This is a genomic window from Streptosporangium fragile (assembly GCF_039534445.1).
In the GTDB taxonomy this organism is placed as follows: domain Bacteria; phylum Actinomycetota; class Actinomycetes; order Streptosporangiales; family Streptosporangiaceae; genus Streptosporangium; species Streptosporangium fragile.
In genome coordinates, this window is the sequence record NZ_BAAAVI010000022.1 from 86170 (window position 1) to 101993 (window position 15824).

Annotated in this window: 16 protein-coding genes; 8 read left to right on the forward strand and 8 right to left on the reverse strand. The window is 73.3% G+C overall.

Annotation, left to right across the window (positions count from 1 at the left end):
- Positions 1 to 132 precede the first annotated feature (132 nt).
- Positions 133 to 1302, reverse strand: coding sequence for a saccharopine dehydrogenase family protein (locus ABD841_RS16905; protein WP_344972454.1), 1170 nt, complete (start codon positions 1300 to 1302; stop codon positions 133 to 135).
- 337 nt (positions 1303 to 1639) lie between these two features.
- Here ABD841_RS16905 and ABD841_RS16910 point away from each other — a divergent pair, with 337 nt between their 5' ends.
- The gene (locus ABD841_RS16910; RefSeq protein WP_344972542.1) at positions 1640 to 2122 is read left to right on the forward strand and encodes a cation:proton antiporter regulatory subunit; all 483 of its coding nucleotides are present in this window, start codon (positions 1640 to 1642) and stop codon (positions 2120 to 2122) included.
- Positions 2123 to 2130: 8 nt separating this feature from the next.
- A complete protein-coding gene (locus ABD841_RS16915) occupies positions 2131 to 3291 on the forward strand; it encodes a cation:proton antiporter (RefSeq protein WP_344972455.1) in 1161 nt (386 codons plus the stop codon).
- Positions 3292 to 3307: 16 nt separating this feature from the next.
- Here the strand turns inward: ABD841_RS16915 and ABD841_RS16920 are convergent, their stop codons facing one another.
- Positions 3308 to 4042: an aspartate/glutamate racemase family protein gene (locus tag ABD841_RS16920; RefSeq protein WP_344972457.1), complete on the reverse strand. Its 735-nt coding sequence runs from the start codon at positions 4040 to 4042 to the stop codon at positions 3308 to 3310.
- Positions 4043 to 4137: 95 nt separating this feature from the next.
- Here ABD841_RS16920 and ABD841_RS16925 point away from each other — a divergent pair, with 95 nt between their 5' ends.
- Positions 4138 to 5100: a LysR family transcriptional regulator gene (locus ABD841_RS16925; protein ID WP_344972459.1), complete on the forward strand. Its 963-nt coding sequence runs from the start codon at positions 4138 to 4140 to the stop codon at positions 5098 to 5100.
- Here the strand turns inward: ABD841_RS16925 and ABD841_RS16930 are convergent.
- From ABD841_RS16930 to ABD841_RS16945, 4 genes are read right to left on the reverse strand one after another with little or no spacing between them, the layout of a single operon-like run.
- Positions 5052 to 6188 (reverse strand): MsnO8 family LLM class oxidoreductase, encoded by a 1137-nt coding sequence (locus ABD841_RS16930; protein WP_344972461.1) that lies wholly within the window; start codon positions 6186 to 6188, stop codon positions 5052 to 5054. The two genes, ABD841_RS16925 and ABD841_RS16930, sit on opposite strands and share 49 nt — an antisense overlap.
- The gene (locus ABD841_RS16935) at positions 6185 to 7357 is read right to left on the reverse strand and encodes an LLM class flavin-dependent oxidoreductase (protein ID WP_344972463.1); all 1173 of its coding nucleotides are present in this window, start codon (positions 7355 to 7357) and stop codon (positions 6185 to 6187) included. Before ABD841_RS16935 ends, ABD841_RS16930 begins: the two co-directional genes overlap by 4 nt.
- Positions 7354 to 8679: an NtaA/DmoA family FMN-dependent monooxygenase gene (locus ABD841_RS16940; RefSeq protein WP_344972465.1), complete on the reverse strand. Its 1326-nt coding sequence runs from the start codon at positions 8677 to 8679 to the stop codon at positions 7354 to 7356. Before ABD841_RS16940 ends, ABD841_RS16935 begins: the two co-directional genes overlap by 4 nt.
- Positions 8676 to 9884, reverse strand: coding sequence for an LLM class flavin-dependent oxidoreductase (locus ABD841_RS16945; protein ID WP_344972467.1), 1209 nt, complete (start codon positions 9882 to 9884; stop codon positions 8676 to 8678). The genes ABD841_RS16940 and ABD841_RS16945 overlap by 4 nt, the downstream gene beginning before the upstream one ends.
- Positions 9885 to 10097: 213 nt before the next feature.
- Between ABD841_RS16945 and ABD841_RS16950 the strand changes: the two genes are divergently transcribed.
- On the forward strand, positions 10098 to 11117 hold the full coding sequence (locus tag ABD841_RS16950; RefSeq protein ID WP_344972469.1) for a D-alanyl-D-alanine carboxypeptidase family protein: 1020 nt from the start codon (positions 10098 to 10100) through the stop codon (positions 11115 to 11117).
- Here ABD841_RS16950 and ABD841_RS16955 read toward each other — a convergent pair.
- Entirely contained in the window at positions 11101 to 11463 is a 363-nt protein-coding gene (locus ABD841_RS16955) for an MmcQ/YjbR family DNA-binding protein (protein WP_344972471.1), read from the reverse strand. The genes ABD841_RS16950 and ABD841_RS16955 overlap by 17 nt on opposite strands.
- The gene (locus ABD841_RS16960) at positions 11463 to 11891 is read right to left on the reverse strand and encodes a MarR family winged helix-turn-helix transcriptional regulator (protein WP_344972473.1); all 429 of its coding nucleotides are present in this window, start codon (positions 11889 to 11891) and stop codon (positions 11463 to 11465) included. Before ABD841_RS16960 ends, ABD841_RS16955 begins: the two co-directional genes overlap by 1 nt.
- 78 nt (positions 11892 to 11969) lie before the next feature.
- Between ABD841_RS16960 and ABD841_RS16965 the strand changes: the two genes are divergently transcribed.
- The 4 genes from ABD841_RS16965 to ABD841_RS16980 all read left to right on the forward strand — a co-directional run.
- The gene (locus ABD841_RS16965) at positions 11970 to 12380 is read left to right on the forward strand and encodes an organic hydroperoxide resistance protein (RefSeq protein WP_344972475.1); all 411 of its coding nucleotides are present in this window, start codon (positions 11970 to 11972) and stop codon (positions 12378 to 12380) included.
- Positions 12381 to 12747: 367 nt separating this feature from the next.
- The gene (locus ABD841_RS16970) at positions 12748 to 12840 is read left to right on the forward strand and encodes a potassium-transporting ATPase subunit F (protein WP_344972477.1); all 93 of its coding nucleotides are present in this window, start codon (positions 12748 to 12750) and stop codon (positions 12838 to 12840) included.
- Positions 12837 to 14498 (forward strand): potassium-transporting ATPase subunit KdpA, encoded by a 1662-nt coding sequence (kdpA, locus tag ABD841_RS16975; protein WP_344972479.1) that lies wholly within the window; start codon positions 12837 to 12839, stop codon positions 14496 to 14498. The genes ABD841_RS16970 and kdpA overlap by 4 nt, the downstream gene beginning before the upstream one ends.
- A gap of 95 nt (positions 14499 to 14593) precedes the next feature.
- Positions 14594 to 15824 (forward strand): P-type ATPase actuator domain-containing protein (locus ABD841_RS16980; protein WP_486389206.1); only part of this gene is annotated, 1231 nt, incomplete at its 3' end.

The window sequence follows — 15824 nt, forward strand, 5'->3', positions numbered from 1 at the left end:
GGGCCGATCGCCCCGCCCGCCGGACCGTCCCGGCCGCCCGCCCGCACGCCGGGCCGCCGGACCGTCCACCGGCCGGTCGTCCGCGCGTCACCGGCGCGTGGACGACCGGCGCGGGCGCCTACGCCCGGGAGCCTACGCCCGGGAGCCGCTCAGCACGGTGAAGGTGATGCCCGCGCGCCGGAGGCGCTCGATGAGCGCGTCGCCCATCGCCACGGCCGTGGTGACCTGGCCCGAGACGTCGGGCAGGTCGTCGAGGGCCAGGCTGAGCGCCGACTCGCCGAGCATCGTGGCCGTCTCCCCGTAGCCCGGGTCGCCCCCGGCGACCTCGGTGACGACACGTTCCCCGCCGCCCACGCCGAGGAAGGTGACCTTGAACCAGCTCCTGGCCCGCTGTTCGACGCCGGGCCCCTCACCCGGCGCGAAGCGGCGCAGCAGCAGGGAGCGGGCCGGGGGGATCCGGGCGAGCACGGCGAGCGCGCCCGCGCCGGCGGCCAGCCCCAGCGCCGTCGGCAGATGCCTGACCGCCACATGGTGGCGGTAGGTGAAGTCGGGGCCGTAGCGCTCCAGGGCACGGGCCGAGCGGGCGACGACCTGGGGGTCGAGCGTGGGCAGCGGCAGGGCCCAGCCGCCGACGTAGCGGACCGACCCGGGCACCCCGCGCACCCTCCTGCCCTTGGGCCGCCCCTCGATGCCACGCCGGACCCGCGCGGCCTCGGCCGTCTGGCGGAACCGCGAGACGGCCAGGACGGCGGAGTGCACGGTGCCGCCGGAAGGGGCACCGGACCCCCGGACGAACCCGCTCACCTCCAGGGGCACCCCCTCGGGCAGGTGCTTGACGGTGAAGTAGGCCCCCAGGTCGTGCGGGACGGAGTCGAACCCGCAGGAGTGCACGAGCTTGGCCCCGGTCCGCCTCGCCCGGTCGTGGTACTTGACGAACATGCGGTCGACGAACTCCGGCTCGCCGGTGATGTCGGCGTAGTGCGTGCCGGCGTCGGCGCAGGCGGCCACGAGCGGCTCGCCGTGGGAGACGAAGGGACCCACGGTGGTCGCGACGACCCTGGCCTGCCGGGCGATTCCGGCCAGGGAGGCGGGGTCGGCGGCGTCGGCGTGGAGCAGCGGCAGGCCGGGCAGGCCGATCCGGTCCCTGACCGCCTCCAGCTTGGCGCGGTTGCGGCTGGCCAGGGCCCAGCGCAGGTCCGGGCCGGCGGCGCGCGCGAGATACTCCGCGGTCAGCCCGCCGGTGAAGCCGGTGGCCCCGAACAGCACGATGTCGTACGGACGGTCGTCACGGTTGTGAGGCATGGGCCGAGACTCCCCCCTCGCGGCGCCGTGCGCAAGCCGCCACGGCCGGGCACGGCGCAGCCGGGGCTCCCCGGCGGGGTGATGCGGGGTGATGCGGGGTGATTCCGATCACCCCGGCGGCGACGCCCACGGCCCGGGGCGGCACCCCGGCGTCGACGGCGGGAGCGGGAGTGTGAAGGGCCCCGCCCACGGGCGGGGACCGGGCCCGTCCCGCGTCGGTCGGACGCCCCACGGGGCTGACCAGCGATGCCGATCATCGGTGGCGGGCCCGCGGAAGCGATTGATTGGTAGGTTCTTGGGAGAAAGCACAAGTATGCGGGCATGGAGGATCGGCACCGTGGAGGTCGAGCAGACGGCACTGCCGGGGATAGGGCTCAGGCACGAGTTCACCACCCGGTCGGGCAGGCGGATAGGGGTCGTCTCACACCGCACGGGCCGGCGCGACCTGGTGATCTACGACCCGGACGATCCCGACCGCGCGTGCGAGACCGTCAAGCTGAACGACGAGGAGGCCGACGCGCTCGCCGAGCTCCTCGGCGCCCCGCGCATCGTCCAGCGCCTGAACGACCTGCACCGGGAGGTCGAGGGCCTGGTCAGCCTGCAGCTGCCGATCGCGCCCGGCACGCCCTACGCCGGGCGGCCGATGGGCGACGCGCGGGTCCGCACCCGCACCGGGGCCTCCATCGTCGCGGTGGTCCGCGACGGGCAGGTGTTCGCCAGCCCCGCCCCCGACTTCGTGCTCAACGCCGGTGACGTGGTGGTCGTGGTGGGCAGCCCGGAGAGCACCTCGGCGGTCACCGACATCCTGGCCCACGGGTAGGGCCGCGGGTGCACCACACGGCAATTCTGTTCCTGGAGTTCGGCGCGGTCCTTCTCGGCCTCGGCATCCTGGGCGCGCTCGCCCTCCGGGTCGGCATCTCCCCCATCCCCCTCTATCTCATCGCCGGGCTGGCGTTCGGCACCGGCGGCATCCTTCCCCTGGCCACCAGCGAGGAGTTCATCTCGGTCGGCGCCGAGCTGGGCGTCATCCTGCTGCTGCTCACCCTCGGCCTGGAGTACAACGCCGACGAACTCGTGACGAGCCTGAAGGGCAACGCCCGCGCGGGCGTCGTCGACCTGGTGCTCAACGCGGCGCCGGGCGCCGTCGCGGCGCTGCTGCTGGGCTGGGGTCCGGTCGCGGCCGTCGCCATGGCCGGGGTCACCTACGCGACCTCCTCCGGCATCACCGCCAAGGTCCTGTCCGACCTGGGGTGGATCGGCAACCGCGAGACCCCGGTGGTGCTGTCGCTGCTGGTCTTCGAGGACCTGACCATGGCGGTCTACCTGCCGATCCTGACGGCGGTGCTGGCCGGGGTGAGCTTCGCCGGTGGCGCGGTCACCGTGGCGATCGCGCTGGCCACGGTCAGCGTCGTGCTGCTGGTCGCGCTCCGCTACGGCAGGTTCATCGAGGCCTTCGTCTCCAGCCCCAACTCCGAGGTGCTGCTGCTGAAGGTCGTCGGGCTTGCGCTGCTGGTCGCCGGGGTGGCCCAGCAGCTGCAGGTCTCGGCCGCGGTCGGCGCCTTCCTGGTCGGCATCGCGCTCTCCGGCGAGCTGGCCGAGGACGCCCAGGCGCTGCTCACCCCGATCCGCGACCTGTTCGCCGCGGTGTTCTTCGTCTTCTTCGGTCTGCAGACCGACCCCGCCAAGATCGTTCCGGTGGCCGGGCTGGCCGCGCTGCTCGCCCTGGTCAGCATGATCACCAAACTGCTCACCGGTGCCTACGCCGCCCGCAGGGCGGGCATCGCCAAGGCCGGGCAGGCGCGGGCGGGAATCGCGCTCATCCCCCGCGGCGAGTTCAACATCGTGATCGCCGGGCTCGCGGTCGCCGCCGGCGCCCACCCGGACCTGGGCCCGCTGGCCGCCGCCTACGTGCTCATCCTCGCCGCGTTCGGTCCCCTGGCCGCGCGGCTCGTCCAGCCCTTCATCACCGCCATCGCCAAGCGCGCCTGACCCGCCGCCGGGCGGGTCACGACGCGGGGCCGCCCGGCACCGGCCGGGCGGCCGAGGCGGGCGACAGGGCCAGGTCCACCGCGTGCTCGACGTGGATCCTCGTGGAGTCGAAGACGGGGACCGGGCTGTCACCGGGGCCGACGAGCAGCGTGATCTCGGTGCAGCCGAGGATCACCGCCTGGGCGCCCCGGTCGGCCAGGTCGGAGATGATCCGCCGGTAGGTCCTGCGTGAGACGTCCTCGATCCGGTTCAGGGTGAGTTCCCGGTAGATGATGTCGTGGACCAGCGTCCGGTCGTCGGCCCCGGGGACGATCACCTCCACGCCGCGGGCGCGCATGCGTTCCCGGTAGAAGTCCATCTCCATGGTGTAGCGGGTGGCCAGCAGCCCCACGGTGGTGATCCCGGCGGCGACGATCCGGTCCGCCGTGGCGTCGATGATGTGGACGAACGGCACGCCGATCTCCGCCTCGACGACGTCGGCCACCCGGTGCATGGTGTTGGTGCACAGCAGCACCATGTCGGCGCCGGCCCGCTCCAGGGTGCGGGCCGCCTCCGCGAGCGCCCGGCCGGCCCCGGTCCAGTCACCGGCCCGTTGCATGGCCTCGATCTCGGCGAAGTCGACGGTCAGCAGGAGGCTCCGGGCGCAGTGGTGACCGCCGAGGCGGCGACGGGTCTCCTCGTTCAGCAGACGGTAGTACTCGGCGGAGGACTCCCAGCTCATCCCGCCGATGAGACCTATGGTTCGTGTCATGGGCACCAGCCTCACGCACGCCCCCGCCCATAGGTAGACGTGAACTTCTTCGCCCGGACCCAAGAAACGCTTATGGCTCGCGGAATACTGGGGGCGTGGACTCGCACCGCCTGCTCGTCTTCCGCCAGATCGCGCGCACCGGGTCGATCGCGGGTGCCGCCCGCGCGCTGGGCTGGACCCAGCCGGCCGTCAGCCAGCACCTGCGCCTCCTGGAGCGGCAGGCCGGGCTGCCGCTCGTGCTGCGGCGTCCCCGGGGGGTACGCCTGACCGAGGCCGGTCAGGCGCTGCTGCGGCACGCCGACGCCGTCGCGGCGCGCCTGCAGGCCGCCGCCGACGAGATGAGCGCGCTGGCCCAACTGGAAGGGGGCACCGTCAGGCTGGCCACCTTCCCCTCGGCCGGCGCCACCCTCGTCCCCGCGGCGATGAGCCTGCTGGCGACGCGTCACCCGGCGCTGGACGTGCGGCTGCTGCAGGCCGAGCCGCCCGAGGCGCTGGAACTGGTCGTGGCCGGCGAGGCGGACCTCGCCGTCACCTTCGCCCACGCCGGGCAGCGCCCCGCCGAACCCTCCGGGCTGGTGAGCGTCCCGGTCGGGACGGACCCGGTGCGCCTGGTCCTGCCCCGTGGGCACGCCGGGGCGCGGGCCGGCGACGTGGACCTGCGGAGCCTGGCCGCCGAGAGGTGGATCGCCGGCTGCGCGCGGTGCACCGCGTACCTGGAGGAGGTCTGCGGGACCGCGGGGTTCGCGCCGGACGTCCGGCACGGCAGCGACGACTACGTGGTCGTCCAGTCGCTGATCGCCCACGGGCTCGGCGTCGGCCTGCTGCCCCGGCTCGCGCTCGACGCCTTCCGCGACCCCCGCGTCGCGGTCCGCGACGTGCCCGGCCTGCGGCCCAGGACGATCCAGGTGACCCACCACCGCGAGGCGGCCCGGACACCGGCGGTGCGCGCCGCCGTACGCGCCGTCCTGGACGCCGCCGCGGACCGCTCCGCCGGGCGGCGGGATCCCGGTCAGGGCCGCGCGGCGGACTCCGCCCACTCGGCCGCGAGCAGTTCGTAGGAGCGGACGCGGTCGGCGTGGTCGTGGGTGATGGTGGTGACGAGCAGTTCGTCGGCGCCGGTGACGTCGCGCAGGACGCGCAGCCTCTCCGCGACGGTCCGCGGGGAGCCGACGAACTGGGTGACCAGCCGGTCGGCGACCAGGGCGCGGTCCTCCTCGGTCCACTCGTGGGCGGCGGCCTCCTCCGGCGTCGGGAACGGCATCGCGCCGGCCCCGGAGCGGATGCTGCGCACCCAGAGCCCGTACGGGGAGGCGCGCCGACGGGCGGTCTCGTCGTCCTCGGCCACGACCACGTCGGCGGAGACGATCAGGCGGGGCTCGGCCAGGGCGCCGGAGGGCTTGAACGCCGCCCGGTAGGCCTCCGCCGCCTCCAGCACGTTGGACGGGCTCACGTGGTAGTTCGCCGCGAACGGCAGCCCGCGCTCCCCCGCCACCTGGGCGCTCTGCCCGCCGCTGCTGCCCAGGATCCACAGCTCCACGTCCGCGCCCTCCCCCGGTGTCGCGTGCGCGGCCAGCCCCTCCGGTGACCGGTAGGTGCCGGCGAGCAGCGCCGCGATGTCGTCGACCTGGTCGGCGAAGTCGGGGCTCTCCGCGCCGGGCTGCTGCAGCAGCGCGCCGTACAGCGCGAAGAGCGGCGAGGAGGCGATCGAGGCGAAGGAGAACTCCTCCGGGATGAGCAGCCCGTCGACGATCCGGGCGGGCCTGGGCGGCGGCGGGGCCTTCCTGGCCGACTCCGCGAGCTCGGCCCTGCGCTGGCCGGACCGGCCGAGGCCGAGGTCGATGCGGCCCGGGTACAGCGCGTCGATGAGGCCGAACTGCTCGACCACGGACAGCGCGGTCTGGTGGCCGACCTGCACGGCGCCCGAACCGACCCTGATCGTGCTGGTCGCGGCGGCCACCAGGGCGATGAGCACGGCGGGCGCCGCGCCGGCGACGCCGGGCGCCAGGTGGTGCTCGGCCAGCCAGTAGCGGTGGTAGCCGAACTCCTCGGCCCGCCTGGCCAGGTCCAGGGTGTTGCGCAGCGCGTCGCCCGCGGTGCCGCCGGAGGGGATGGGAGACAGGTCGAGGATCGACAGGGGGGTGGTCATGACTGCCTTTCATGCCGCGTGCCCTCGGCACGTGGGTCCTCGGGGCGCGGGCCGTCACCGCGCGCCCCCTCACGGTGCGAACCCGCACGGCGCGGGTCCCGCGCCGGGTTCTCGTCCGGGTTCTCGTACCGGGGGAACGGCCTGCTGGGGATCTCCCGGCGCAGCACGGGGGCGATGTCGCTCTGGAGGAGTTCCAGGGAGGCCCGGTGCTGCCCGTCGGTCAGACCGTCCGCGTCGGCCTGCACGTGCATGACCTCGTGCCCGAGCCGCTCGTGGTACCGGTGGACCTTGTCGATGATCTGCTGCGGGCTGCCGACCAGGATCGAGCCGCGCTCGATCGCGTCCTCCAGGGTGGGGAAGACCGGCTTCACCCCCGCCTTCTCGAACAGCGCCAGCCGGGCGTCGAAGATCGGGCGGTAGGTCTCGACCGCGTCCTGGGAGTTCTTCGCCGCGTAGAACCCGGCGCTGCCCGCGCCGACCAGGGCGCCGGCGGGGTCGTGGCCGTAGTGCTCCCAGCGCTCACGGTAGTGGCGGACGAGCTCGGCGTACGGCTCGACCGGGTTGGTGACGTTGGCGGAGAAGAGCGGGTCCCCGTACCGCGCGGCGAGGTCCACCGACTCCTTGCTCGTGGCGCTGCCGTGCCAGATCCGGACCGGCCCCCGCAGCGGGCGCGGCAGGACCTCGGCGTCGGTGAGGGGCGGCCGGAACCGGCCGGACCAGGTGACCCTGTCCTCCCGCCACAGGCGGCGGAACAGCTCGTAGCCCTCCCGGTTGCGATCCCACTGGTCCTCGGCGGTGACGTGGAAGAGCTGCGCCTGGGCGGCGCCGTTCCCCTTGCCGATGATCAGCTCCAGCCGGCCGCCGGAGAGGTGGTCGAGGGTGGAGTAGTCCTCGAAGGCCCGGACCGGGTCGAGCAGGCTCAGCGTGGTGACCGCGGTGAACAGCCTGATCGTGGAGGTTCGCGCGGCGATGTGGCTCAGCACGACCGGCGGGGAGGAGGAGATGAACGGGCGCTCGTGCCGCTCGCCGACGCCGAACCCGTCGAAGCCGATCTCCTCGGCCAGGATCGCGTTCTCGACGACCTCGCGCAGCCGGGCGCCGGTCGGCTTCAGCTCGCCGGTGATCGGATGGGGACCGTGGACGATCAGGGTGATGGCCAGGAACCTCATCGGGGGCTCTCCAGGCCCAGGTGGCCGCGGAGCGTGGTCGTCTCGTACTCGGCGCGCAGGACGCCGCGCTCCTGCAGCAGCGGGACGACCTTGTCCACGAACTCGTCCAGGCCGGTGGGGGTGAGGTGCGGCACCAGGATGAAGCCGTCCGCGGCGTCGCTCTGCACGAACTCGTTGATCTCCGCCGCGACCCGCGAGGGCGAGCCGATGAAGGACTGCCTGCCGGTCACCTCGATGGCGAGCTCGCGGATGCTGAGCCGCTTGGCCTCGGCCAGGGCCCGCCACTCGGCCGCCGTCGCCGACGGATCCCTGGTCAGCCGGGTGCGGCCCTTGGCGATCGAGTCCTCGGAGACGTCCGGATCGATCTCCGGCAGCGGGCCGTCGGGGTCGTACGCCGACAGGTCACGGTTCCAGACCTGTTCCAGCAGCAGGATCGCGGTCTGCGGGCTGACCTGCTGGCGGCGGATGTGGTCGGCGCGCTCCTGGGCCTCGGCGTCGGTGTCGCCGAGCGCGAACGTGGCCCCGGGCAGGATCTTCAGCGAGCCGGGCGAGCGGCCGTTCGCGACGAGCCTGGACGTGATGTCGCGGTAGAAGGCCTGCCCCTCCCGGAGCCGGCTGTGCCGGGAGAAGATGGCGTCTGCGGTGCCCGCGGCGAACGCCCGGCCCTGGTCGGAGTCGCCGGCCTGGATGGTCACCGGGTGGCGCTGCGGGCTGCGCGGCACGGTGAAGTGACCGGCGATGTCGAAGTGGGTGCCCCGGTGGGCGAACTCCCCGGCGCGCGGCGCGGCGAAGGTGCCGGTGGCGGGGTCGGCGACGAGGTCGTCCTCGGCCCAGGAGTCCCACAGCTCGCGGACGGTCCGCACGAACTCCTCGGCGCGCCCGTAGCGCCGGGAGTGGTCCAGGAAGCCGCCGCGCCGGAAGTTCTCCCCGGTGAACGCGTCGGAGGAGGTGACGACGTTCCACGCGGCCCGGCCACCGGACAGGTGGTCGAGGGTGGCGAGCTTGCGGGCGATCTCGTACGGCTCGTTGAAGGTGGCGTTGATCGTCGCGGCCAGCCCGAGGTGGTCGGTGACGGCGGCGAGGCCGGACAGGACGGTGAGGGAGTCGGGGCGGCCGACCACGTCCAGGTCGTGGATCTTCCCGCGCTGCTCGCGCAGGCGCTGCCCGTCGGCGAGGAAGAAGAAGTCGAACCTGCCGCGCTCGGCGGTCCGCGCCAGGTGGACGAAGGAGGAGAAGTCGATCTGGCTGCCCGAGGCGGGATCGCTCCAGACCGTGTGGTTGTTGACGCCCGGGAAGTGGGCGGCGAGGATGACCTGCTTCATCGGCTGCTCCCTGCGTAGCGGCTGGCGGGCCGGGACAGTCCGAGGTGGCCCCGGAGCGTGGTCGCCGTGTACTCGCGGCGGAAGGCGTCGCGCGCCTGCAGTTCCGGCACCAGCCCCCGGGTGATCGCGACCAGGTCGGCCGGGAGCACGCCGGGGCGGAGCCGGAAGCCTTCCAGGCCGAGCCCGCGCCAGCGCAGCAGCTTCCCGGCGAGCTCGCCGGGGGTGCCGGTGAAGATCACGGCGTCCGGGGCGTAGGCGGCCCCGTCGATCTCGTCGAGCCGCGCCTTCCGCCCGCGCGCCTCCTCGCCGGTCTCGCCGAGGAAGACGACGAGGTCGGCGAAGATCTTCAGCGGGCCGGCCTCGGGGGCGCGCGCCTCGGCCGCGATCTCGCGGACCTGCCGCGCGACGGCCTCGGCCTGGTCGTCGTCGTGCGGGGTGACGTACGCGATGTCGGCGCCGCGTGCGGCGAGCTCGTACGGCACCCGGGAGTGGGCCAGCGCGGTGACCGGCGGCTGTCCCTGGGGCGGGCGGGGCACGATGGAGGGGCCCCGGACGCTGAAGTGCTTCCCCTCGAAGTCGATGTAGTGGAGTTTGCCGCGGTCGACGAAGCGGCCGGTGGCCACGTCGCGGATGATCGCGTCGTCCTCCCAGCTGTCCCAGAGGCGGCGCACGGCCTCGATGGCGTCGCCTGCCTCGCCGAACAGGTCCTGGACGTGGGGGTTGTCGTCGAGGGCGGCGGCGACCTCGGGCGAGAGCTCGGGGACCTCCCGGCGGCCGAAGTGGCCGGCCTCGGTGCGGCGGCCGGAGACCTGGGGGCGCCAGCCGGCCCGGCCGGTGCTGACGTAGTCGAGGGTGGCGATGGAGGCGGCGACGTGGAAGGGCTCGGTGTGGGTCGTCGTGGCCGTGGGCACCAGCCCGATCCGGCTGGTCAGCGGGGCGATCCTGGAGGCGGTCAGGACCGCGTCGAACCGCCCGCGGACCTGGTCGGTGCGGCCGTCGTGGCCGTCCAGTCTCGTGGTCTGCAGGGCGAAGGAGTCCTCGATGGTGACGAAGTCGAGCAGGCCGCGCTCGGCCTCGGCCGCGAGGCCGGCCCAGTAGGCGGCGGTGAACAGGTCTTTCGGGGAGGCGGCGGGGTCGCGCCAGGCCGCGGGATGCCATCCGGCGCCGTCGAGCGCGACGGCGAGGTGGAGAGGAACAGCCGACATGGACCGACGATACGTTAAAACCCAAAATTTCTACATGTTTAGTTGGTTATTCTGGTCGGCGACCGGCCGGACGGCCGGTCCGCCCGTCGTCGATCCATCCGTCGCCGATCCGGTCCGCCGCCGGTCCGGCGCCGCGGCGGCCGGCCGGCCCGGGGCACCGATACCCGCCTGACTCCCTGCCGGAAGCGCCGAGATCTGATACCCATGTGTCTCGTGACGCGTTTGCTGACAGTCCTCGGGACGGTCCTCTCCCTGCTGGCGGTGCCCGCGCCGGCCTCCGCCGCCGCCCCGGCCGGGCCGCGCGTCCCGGCCGGGGTAACCGCCGGGTACGTGGTCTTCGACCGCCAGACGGGGAAGGTCACCGCGCATCACGACGCGCGCCGGAGGTTCCGCTCGGCGTCCGTGGTGAAGATCCTCATCGCGATCGACCACCTGGAGTCGCACCGCGCCGTCCCCGAGAGCGACCTCGCGCTGCTCAAGGTCATGCTGCGGGTCAGCGACGACGACGCGGCGACCTCCTTCTGGAACCGGGGCGGCCAGGGCAGGATCATCCAGCGGATGGCGCGCAGGCTGCAGCTGACCGACACCGCTCCCCCACCCGCCGACAAGCCGGGCTTCTGGGGCTACACCTCGCTCAGCGCGCTGGACGTCGTCAAGACCTACCGCTACCTGCTCGACCGCGCCGAGCCCCGGGTCGCCACCCTCGTCCTGGGTCACCTGCGCAAGGCCGGGCAGTGCGGCTCCGACGGCTTCGACCAGTACTTCGGCATCCCCCGCGCGGTGCGCGGGCCGTGGGCGGTCAAGCAGGGCTGGTCCGGCTACGGCTCCACACCTCCGGTCCGCTGCCGTCCGGCGGCCTCCCCGGCCGCGGCGGCGCCCGATCCCCGGGGGACGGCGGCCTCCTCCCCCGGCGCGGCCCCCGCCACGGGAGCCGGGAAAGCCGCGGCGGCCGCGGGAGCCGTGGGAGCCGCGCGGCCGGACGGCTCCGAGGCCGCCGCGGCCGGCGGCCGGACCACGTCCCCCACCGCCGCAGGCGCCGCGCCCGTGTCGGCCGGGGCGGGGCCGGTGCCCGACCTGGGACGTCCGGTGCTGCACACCACCGGGCTCGTCGGCCCCGGGGAGCGCCGGATCATGGTCCTGCTGACCGCGTACCCCGCCGGGACGAGCTGGCAGCGCTCCACCGCGCAGATGACGAGGCTGGCCCGGGAGGTCTATCTCAGCGGGACCTCCTGATCGGCGCCTCACCGAAGTGGGCCGCGGCGACCCTCCCGGGCACGACCATCCGCCAGGCGTCCTCCATGAGCTCGCGCATCTCGTCCGCGCCGATCGCGCCGAGCCACACCCGCACCCAGTTGTAACGCTCGTCTGAGGGGCGGGGCAGATGGAACCTCTCCGGCTCGGACGCGACCAGAGCGGCCCGCTCCTCCTTCGGGAAGGCGAAACCCATCGAGGTCTCGTCCGGCGAGATCGCGACGTAGACGATCCTGCCGACGCGGAACGTCACCCGGTCCCTGACGATCCGCTCCTCGGTTCGGGGCAGCGTCACGGCGACGCGGCGCACGTCGTCCGCCGTGACCATCAGGAGGCCTCGTCGAGGGAGGCGATGACGCGGCGCAGGACGCGCTGCAGGTCGAGGGCCTCCTCGACGCCGAGACCGGCCGCCGTGAAGATCCGGGCGGGGACGTCGCACGCCCGCTGCCGCATCGTGAGCCCTTCGGGCGTCAGGTACACCAGCACCGAGCGCTCGTCGGCGGCGCTGCGCTCGCGGCGCACCAGGCCGGCCGCCTCCAGCCTCTTCAGCAGCGGCGACAGGGTGCCCGAGTCGAGCCTGAGCGCGGCGCCGAGCTCCTTGACCGTCACCGGCGCGCGCTCCCACAGGACCGTCATCACCAGATACTGCGGGTAGGTCAGGCCCAGCTCGGCCAGCACCCTGCGGTAGACGGCGTCCAGGGCCCGCGACGCGGCGTGCACGTCGAAGCAGACCAGCCGATCCAGCGTCATCTCCATGCCCGGGAGTATACGCTCTTGACCTTACACAACTAAGTTGTGCACAATTCAGTTGCTTGCAATCGAAATGGGAGAGCCATGAGCACGATCTACACGGCCATCGCCACCGCGTCCGGTCGCGAGGGGCGGGCCGTCACCTCCGACAACCGCCTCGACGTGACGCTCGCCCCGCCGAAGGAGCTCGGCGGCTCCGGTGAGGGCACCAACCCCGAGCAGCTCTTCGCGGCCGGCTACGCCGCCTGCTTCGCCAGCGCGCTCCAGCTGGCCGGCAAGCGTGCCAAGGCCGACGTCTCGGACGCCTCGGTGACCGCGGAGGTGGGCCTGGCCTCGAAGGACGGCGCCTTCGGCCTGGAGGTGACGCTGCGCGTCGAGCTGCCGGACGAGCTGCACGGCGAGAGCGGCACCGCCATCGTGGAGGCGGCCCACCAGATCTGCCCCTACTCCAACGCCACCCGCGGGAACATCCCGGTCAACCTGGTGATCGAGTAGTCCCCGCGCCGGGCCCGGCGGAGACGCGCCGAGCCCGGCGTCCCGGGGTTCGCGCGGAGGGCGCGAGCTCGGGGACGGCCGCCGGGCCGCGCCCCGCCCCGGACGTTCACACGGGGCGCCGCGGCTCCCCGCTCCCCGCTCCCCGCGTAGGAAAGGCGTCAACGTTCGTCTGCCGGGCGTAGGAAACCCGTCAAGAACCGAAATATGTCGCAATTCCGGGTGTTTCCTGGCCATTGAGCCGCCGGTTCGGGCGGTTCATCCCATACCCGGAACCCGGAGGAGCAGGGATGGCCGACGTCGTCTTCGTCGCCCTGACGATCGCAGTGTTCGCGCTCTCAGGACTCGCCGTGAAGGCGGTGGAGCGGCTGTGAGCGCCGTCAACGCCGCCGGCCTGGCGGTGGCCGCCGGCCTGGTGATCCTCATGGTCGCCGCCCTGCTGTTCCCGGAGCGTTTCCGATGACCTCCACGGCGGCCGGGATCGTATTCATCGCGTCCCTCGTCCTGGCCGTGGCCGCCTGCTACCGGCCGCTGGGCGACTACATGTACCGGGCCTACACCGGTACCCGGCACCTGGCCGTGGAGCGGATCGCCTACCGGCTGATCGGGGTCGACGCCGACGGCGAGCAACGGTGGGGCACCTACGCGCGCAGCGTGCTCGCCTTCTCCGCGGCCTCGGTCCTGACGCTGTACGGCCTGCAGCGCCTGCAGAACCACCTGCCGTTGAGCCTGGGCATGGAACCGGTCGAGCCGGCGCCGGCCTGGAACACCGCGGTCAGCTTCGTCACCAACACCAACTGGCAGGCGTACTCGGGCGAGTCCACGATGGGCCACCTGGTGCAGACCGGCGGCCTGGCCGTGCAGAACTTCGTCTCCGCGGCGACCGGCATGGCGGTGGCGATCGCCCTGGTACGTGGTCTCGCCCGCGGGCAGAGCGGCACGCTGGGCAACTTCTGGGTCGATCTCGTCCGCGGCACGGTCCGTATCCTGCTGCCGATCGCGTTCGTCGCGGCCCTGGTGCTGGTCGCCGGGGGCGTGATCCAGACGTTCGCCGGCCACTCGGCGTGGACCACGCTGACCGGCGGTGAGCAGACCTTCACCCCGGCGGCCGCGGCGTCCCAGGAGGCCATCAAGGACCTGGGGACCAACGGCGGCGGCGTCTTCAACGTCAACTCGGCCCACCCGTTCGAGAACCCGGCCGCGTGGACCAACTGGTTCGAGATCTTCCTGCTGCTGGTCGTCGCCTTCTCCCTGCCCCGCGCCTTCGGCCGCATGGTGGGCGACAACCGGCAGGGGTTCGCGATCGTCGCGGTGATGGCGGGCGTCTTCGTCCTCAGCGTGGCGCTGACCAACTGGGCCGAGCTCAGCGCCGGCGGCACCGTCCCGCAGGCGATCGGCGCCTCGATGGAGGGCCGCGAGACCCGCTTCGGCGTGTCCAACTCCGCGATGTTCGCCTCCGCCACCACGCTCACCAGCACCGGCTCGGTGAACTCCTTCCACGACTCCTACACCGCGCTGGGCGGCGGCATGCTGATCTTCAACATGCTGCTCGGCGAGGTGGCGCCCGGCGGTGCGGGCGCCGGCCTGTACGGCATGCTCGTCCTCGCGGTGATCACCGTGTTCGTGGCCGGGCTGATGGTCGGCCGCACCCCGGAGTACCTGGGCAAGAAGATCGGTGCCCGGGAGATCAAGCTGGCCTCGCTGTACTTCCTCGTCACCCCGGTCCTCGTGCTCGTGGGCACGGCCGTCGCCATGGCCACCGAGACCGGCCGGTCGGCCATGCTGAACTCCGGGCCGCACGGCTTCTCCGAGATCCTGTACGCCTACACCTCGGCGTCGAACAACAACGGCTCGGCGTTCGCCGGGGCCGGTGTGAACACCCCGTTCCACAACACCACGCTCGGCCTGTGCATGGCCTTCGGCCGGTTTCTGCCGATCGTCCTGGTGCTGGCCCTGGCCGGCTCGCTGGCCCGGCAGGCGCCGGTGCCCGCCTCGGCGGGCACGCTGCCCACACACCGGCCGCAGTTCGTCGGCATGGTCGCCGGCGTGGCGGTGGTCCTCGTCGCGCTGACCTTCCTCCCCGCCCTGGCGCTGGGGCCCCTCGCGGAAGGAATCCGTTAGACATGTCCCCCCAGACACTTCACGCACCGGGCCGGGGCCCCGTCCCCCGGGAGAGGAACGGGAAATCAGGTGGCGGGCTGCTCGATCCCGGGCAGATGGTCGGATCGTTGCCGGAGGCGCTGCGCAAGCTGAATCCGGCGCACATGTGGCGCAACCCGGTGATGTTCCTGGTGGAGATCGGCGCGGTGTTCACCACCGTGCTCGCCGTCCTCGATCCGTCGTTCTTCGCCGGGGCCATCGTGCTCTGGCTCTGGCTGACCGTGATCTTCGCGAACCTGGCCGAGGCCGTCGCCGAGGGCCGCGGCAAGGCCCAGGCCGCCACGCTGCGCGCCGCCAAGCGCGACACCACGGCCCACCGGCTCACCGGTCCCGGTGATCCCACCCGGTGGGAGGTCGTCGGCGCCGCCGAACTCCGGCCGGGAGACCTCGTCGTCGTCGCCGCCGGGGAGATCATCCCCGGCGACGGTGACGTGGTCGAGGGCATCGCCAGCGTGGACGAGTCGGCCATCACCGGCGAATCCGCCCCGGTGATCCGCGAGTCCGGTGGCGACCGGTCCGCGGTGACCGGCGGTACCAGGGTGCTGTCGGACCGGATCATCGTGCGGATCACCCAGCGGCCCGGGGAGAGTTTCGTCGACCGGATGATCGCCCTGGTCGAGGGCGCGAACCGGCAGAAGACCCCCAACGAGATCGCGCTGAACATCCTGCTGGCCGCGCTGACGATCGTCTTCCTGGTCGCGACCGTGACCATGCAGCCGATGGCGATCTACGCCAAGGCCACCAACCCCGGCATCCCCGACTCCGTCGCCCTGGATGCCGACGGCGTCACCGGCGTCGTCCTGGTCTCCCTGATCGTCTGCCTTGTCCCCACCACGATCGGCGCGCTGCTGTCGGCGATCGGTATCGCCGGCATGGACCGCCTGGTCCAGCGCAACGTGCTGGCGATGAGCGGCCGCGCGGTCGAGGCGGCGGGTGACGTCAGCACCCTGCTGCTGGACAAGACCGGCACCATCACCCTGGGCAACCGGCAGGCCTCGGAGTTCGTCCCGGTGGCGGGCGTCACCGAGGCGGAGCTCGCCGAGGCGGCGCAGCTGTCCAGCCTCGCCGACGAGACCCCCGAGGGCCGCTCGATCGTGGTCCACGCCAAGACGGCGTACGGCCTCCGCGAGCGCCCGCCGGGTGAACTGGCGCACGCGGCGTGGGTACCGTTCACCGCGCAGACCCGCATGTCGGGCGTGGACATCGCGCCGGACCCGGGCGCGTCCGACACCGCGCCGGACCCGGGCGCGTCCGACACCGCGCCGGACCCGGGCGCGTCCGACACCG